The sequence below is a fragment of the Maribacter sp. genome (genome assembly GCF_049667165.1).
Classification (GTDB): Bacteria; Bacteroidota; Bacteroidia; order Flavobacteriales; family Flavobacteriaceae; genus Maribacter_A.
Genome location: NZ_JBATHS010000258.1, coordinates 1 through 5,445, shown reverse-complemented (window position 1 = coordinate 5,445; position 5,445 = coordinate 1). Strand labels below are relative to the sequence as shown.

4 protein-coding genes are annotated in these 5,445 nt (G+C 43.2%); all 4 read left to right on the top strand.

Features of this window, described 5'->3' with window-relative positions; genetic code table 11:
• The coding region (locus WBM98_RS12705; RefSeq protein ID WP_424366395.1) for a GH92 family glycosyl hydrolase at positions 1 to 2,084 on the top strand (2,084 nt) is incomplete at its 5' end.
• A 10-nt stretch (positions 2,085 to 2,094) separates the two neighbouring features.
• Positions 2,095 to 3,531 carry a glycoside hydrolase family 47 protein gene (locus tag WBM98_RS12700; RefSeq protein WP_424366394.1) on the top strand — a complete coding sequence of 479 codons (1,437 nt, stop codon included), beginning with the start codon at positions 2,095 to 2,097 and terminating at the stop codon, positions 3,529 to 3,531.
• Between the two features lie 153 nt (positions 3,532 to 3,684).
• Entirely contained in the window at positions 3,685 to 4,893 is a 1,209-nt protein-coding gene (locus tag WBM98_RS12695) for a glycoside hydrolase family 18 protein (RefSeq protein ID WP_424366393.1), read from the top strand.
• 23 nt (positions 4,894 to 4,916) lie between these two features.
• The coding region (locus WBM98_RS12690; RefSeq protein WP_424366392.1) for a hypothetical protein at positions 4,917 to 5,445 on the top strand (529 nt) is incomplete at its 3' end.

The window sequence follows — 5,445 nt, the reverse complement described above, 5'->3', positions numbered from 1 at the left end:
TGGCGAATGTATCCCCTTTTAATGTGGCGGGACCCCAGAATTTACCATTGGAGAAAGACAGTCGCTGGCTTTCAACACCATATGTAAATGAAAACAAATTTTTGACCGGTTTTAGTCACGTTAACCTTAGCGGTGTGGGCTGCCCAGAACTCGGTGTTATTTTGGCGATGCCGACCACGGGCGAAATCAACACGGATCACCTGCAGTATGGCAGTACGTATTCCGACGAAAAAAGTAAGGTGGGGTATTACTCCAATGTCCTGGATAAATACAACATAAAGGTCGAGGCAACGGCGACAACCAGGGTTGGGGTCAGTAAGTATACTTTTCCTGAGGGCGCTGTGAATATACTCTTGAATTTAGGATTGGGACTTACCAATGAGGAAGGTGCCCATGTCAAAGTGGTATCCCCCACAGAAATCGAAGGAGTCCGTTCGGTGGGGTCCTTTTGTTACTATAAACCCGAAGAGGCTTACCCCGTGTATTTCGTAGCCCGCTTTTCCAAACCCGCTGATGAATTTGGGGTATGGAAAAAACCGGCAACATATAATGGGATGGAATCCGAATGGATGGGGTATAACGGCAAGACCCGAATTATGGAAGGTTTTATGAAGGAAGTGGTTGGGGACAGCATCGGGGCATATATGCGGTATAACTTTGATCGTCCAACGCAAGTGGAGATGAAAATCGGTATTTCCTATGTTAGCTTGGATAACGCCCGGGAAAATCTGGAAAAGGAAACCTCAGATAGAACATTCGATGAACTATTGGGAGCCGTGCAGGAAGAATGGAATCAATATCTATCCAGAATAGAGGTGGAAGGGGGGTCAGAAGAAGACAAGACTATTTTTTATACGGCCTTGTACCATACCTTGATCCATCCAAATACGCTGAACGACTTTAATGGGGACTATCCCAAGATGCAAACCAGGGAGACCCTAAAAACGAAGGGTACCCGCTACACGGTCTTCTCTTTGTGGGATACCTATCGCAATTTACACCAATTGATGAGCTTGGTCTATCCGAAGCAACAATCCGATATGGTAAAAAGCATGCTGCAGATCTATGAGGAAAGCGGATGGCTCCCAAAATGGGAATTAAACGCCACCGAAACAACAACAATGGTAGGTGATCCGGCTGGAATAATAATCACGGACACCTATTTGAAGGGTATCCGCGATTTTGATGTGGAGAAAGCCTATCAGGCCATGCTTAAAAGTGCCGAGCAATTAGAGAACAACCCCTTGCGTCCCGGTCTTAAGGATTATTTGGAAAAAGGGTATCTGACCACAAAAACCACCAATAGCGGTTCCGTATCCACAACCCAGGAGTATAATATCGCGGATTATGCCATCGCCCGACTGGCATTGGCAATGGGGGAGCAGAGCAATTATAAGCGTTTTTCTAAACGGGCAATTTCATATCGGAAATTATTTGATAAGGAATTCAATCTGCTACGGCCTAGAAATGATGATGGCAGTTGGTTGACCCCTTATAATCCTGAATCGGGTGCGAATTTCGAGAAGAACCTTGGGTTTATCGAGGGGAATGCCTGGCAATATACCTTTATGGTGCCCCATGATATTATGGGGTTGATGAAATTGATGGGCGGACCAACACCTTTTGTCCAAAAATTGCAGGAGGTATTCGATAAAAATCAGTTCGATATGGCCAATGAACCCGATATCGCCTACCCATATCTCTTCAATTATGCAAAAGGGGAGGAGCATAGGACCCAAGAAATGGTTGCCGGGTTATTGGCTAAGCATTTCAAAAACAGTCCAGATGGTATTCCCGGCAATGACGATACGGGCACCATGTCGGCATGGGCGGTATTTTCAATGATGGGAATATACCCGGTGAATCCTGCAGAACCCATGTATGCGTTGACCAAGCCTAAATTCGATAAAATAACCATTCATTTGGATCCTGAATATTATACGGGGAAAAAGCTTGTAATCTCTTCCAAAATTGCTGGGAGTAAAGCGCCTATCGGTACAATATTCATCGATGGGAAGCCACATCAAGGGTATTTTATTGCCCATAAAAAATTAGTCAATGCATCAACAATCCAAATCGATTAAAAAAAGCATCATGGCAAAAAAGGTAGGGTTGTTTTTAATTTTTCTCACCTTTATTTCTTGCAAAACTGAAGTCAAGAAAACAAGCGCAGACAATCCGGTAAAGGAAAAGGACACTGCACGAACAGCGCTTCAAGCCGAGATCAAAGCGGAAACCCTACGGTCTTGGAATGATTATAGAACTTACGCTTGGGGCCATGATGTATTGTTGCCACTTTCTAAAAAGTCCTTTGACTGGTATGAGCATTCCTTAGGGATATCGCCCATAGATGCCTATAGTACCCTAAAGGTTATGGGTTTGGAAACTGAGGCCAAAGAAATTGAGGACTATGCCTTGGCCATGGATTTTGACCAAGATCAGTATGTTCAGGTGTTTGAAGTAAATATCCGCATTTTAGGAGGCCTCTTATCGATGTACCATTATACCCAAAATGAGGCGGTACTTGAAAAAGCAAAGGATATTGGGGATAGGATATTGCCGGCCTTTGATTCCCCTACGGGCATTCCGTTTCATTCCGTAAACTTGAGGACAGGCAAAACGGGTGGTAACCATGGTGAGCGGAAGGGCGATGTGGTCAATGTGGCACAAGCGGGCACCTATTTGTTCGAGTTCGGAATCCTAAGTTATTACACCAAAGATTCGAAATACTATCAGGCCGCGAAACGAGCTACAAAGGCTGTTTTTGATAGAAAATCGGAAATAGGATTGCCTGGGGAAAATATTAATGTGGTGACTGGGGAATGGGAAGGTACCCAATGGCATCATTTACAAGCAGGAGTAGATGCCTATTATGAGTATATGTACAAAAGTTATATGATATTTCCCGATCCCGAGATCAAGGAAATCTGGGACTATAGTTTGGATAAGATCAATACCTACCTATTGGATGAATACAATGGCAGGAATTTCTATACCATTGTGGATATGCACACTGGTGAAATCCTAAAAAGATCCGTTTCATTGTACGATGCCTTTTGGCCGGCCATACTTGCTGTTTCAGGCGATGTTGAAGCTGCTGAAAAATCGGAGGCGACATGGGATTGGCTTTGGGACAAATACGGAATGTTGCCAACAAGATATCATTATGGAAAGGATACCGTAGAATATGCCAATTTTGAGATCAATCCCGAGATTATCGAATCTGCCTACTATTTGCATGAAATAACAGGAAAGGAGGAATACTTGGATATGCTTGAAAAATATTGGAAGGATATTAAAAAGCACTGCAAAGGCGAGGTCGCTTTCCATTCGATCAATGATGTCCGAACAAAGGAACCCAAGGATTATTTGGCCACGTATTTCTTTGCCGAGACCATGAAGTATTTCTATATCGGTTTTTCACAGGGTGATTTCGTTTTTGAGGACCATGTATTCAATACGGAAGCCCATACCTTTAAAAAATCGGATTTTGATTCGAACGAGGCCAAGATAAGATTGGGATACCAGTAAGGACCTTTAGGTGTGACAATAGGTTGATTTGGTTGCTGAACGCCTGCTTACAGTGTTCAAAGTCTGTTGTTTATGCTTTAGCATGTGCTTTCCGTCTAATACATATGGAAGCTTTAAATAATATAAGTAGTTTTTAATACTAAATCACTTTTCATGAAGAAACTTGGATACTATTTTTTGGCGTGTTTGGGCATGGTACTGGCTTTATCTTTCATAGGATCAGGTAATACCGATTCAAAGAAAAAAAAGAAGACGAACGTGGTTATGGCCTATTATGTGCCCGAAAAATATTATCAGCCCGAGAAGCTTCCCTTGCACCAATTGACCCATATTATCTTTTCATTCACCAATGTTATCGAAGGTACGATGCAATTCAGGGATGCTGAAAATGGGGATAAACTCAAAGCGTTAGTTGCACAACGCGAAAAGTACCCTGATTTAAAAGTGATGATCGCTTGCGGCGGATGGGGTGCCGATGGTTTTTCGGATATGTCACATACCCCCGAAAATCGAAAGAAATTTGTTCAAAGTGTGGTGGATTTCAATGCGGAATATGAGTTGGATGGATTGGATATTGATTGGGAATACCCTACAATTCCTGCGGCCGATACAGGAGCACGTCCTGAAGATAAGCAGAACTTCACTTTATTGATGAAAGAACTACGGGCAGGCTTGAATACCCTGGAAAGAACACAAACACTGACGTTTGCATCAGCAGGATGGAAACGGTATTACGATAATGTTGAGATTACCGAAGTCATGAAGTATGTTGATTATATGAATGTGATGACCTATGATCAAATTGGAGCGACATCACCCTATACCGGGCATCATACCGCCTTGGGTTTGGTTGAACTTGAGGATATTAAGGATACGCCCGCTGCGGCATTTATAGAAAGCAGAAGGGAAGAGATGAAAAAACGGGGGTATACCTTTGAACCAAGATCGGTAGAACGTATTGTGGATTTTTGTATCGACAATGGGGTAGCACCCGAACAGATCGTCATCGGGGCCGCTTTTTATGGGCGGGCCTGGAAAGGTGTCCCGCCAGAAAACAACGGACTTTATCAACCCAATGGGGGTTCCTATATTGGATGGAGTGCCTATCACCAGATACGTCAGCAATTTGAAACGGACAAGAACTATACAAGATATTGGGACCCCAAGGCGAAAGCACCCTATTTATACAGTGCATCCGATAGTGTTTTTATCAGTTATGACGATACGGTTTCCGTTCGGTTAAAGACGTCCTATTCCAAGCAAAAGAAGTTGGGGGGTATGATGTTTTGGCAATTGGGCAACGATACCAAAGATGAAGAAAGTCTCTTGAAATCAATCTACGAGGCATCACACAAAAAATAGTAGGTCCATTTAAAAACCAACCTATGAAATCGAACCTTCTCGTTTTATTTTGTATCCCTGTCTTTTTAGTGACTTCCTGCGGGGACAATACACTCGAACTTGTTGAAAATGGGCGATCCGATTTTGAAATTGTAGTAAACGGGGATGCCTCTGAAAGCGAATATAAGGCTGCAGTACTCCTGCATTCCTATTTGGAAAAGATCAGTGGCGCCCAATTGAGCATTGTGGATGAAAGCTCCCAAAGTACCGAGAAGCATAAAATCTATATGGGCAAGCCCTATGATGATACCTTGCAAGAGCATCAGATCAAGATCAGATCTTCCGATGGCAATCTCTTTATCAATGGCGGTTCCGATTCGGCAGTGCACAACGCCGTATATGAATTTTTAGAACGATATCTAGGCTGTAAATGGTACGCTCCAGGGGTCGAGACATTGCCGAAAAAAACGTCCCTATCACTACCATTTCCTATTGACTATTCCTATACGCCCGAAATAACCACACGTACGGTACACTCCAGACTATTTTATGAAAATAGGGACTATGCAGACC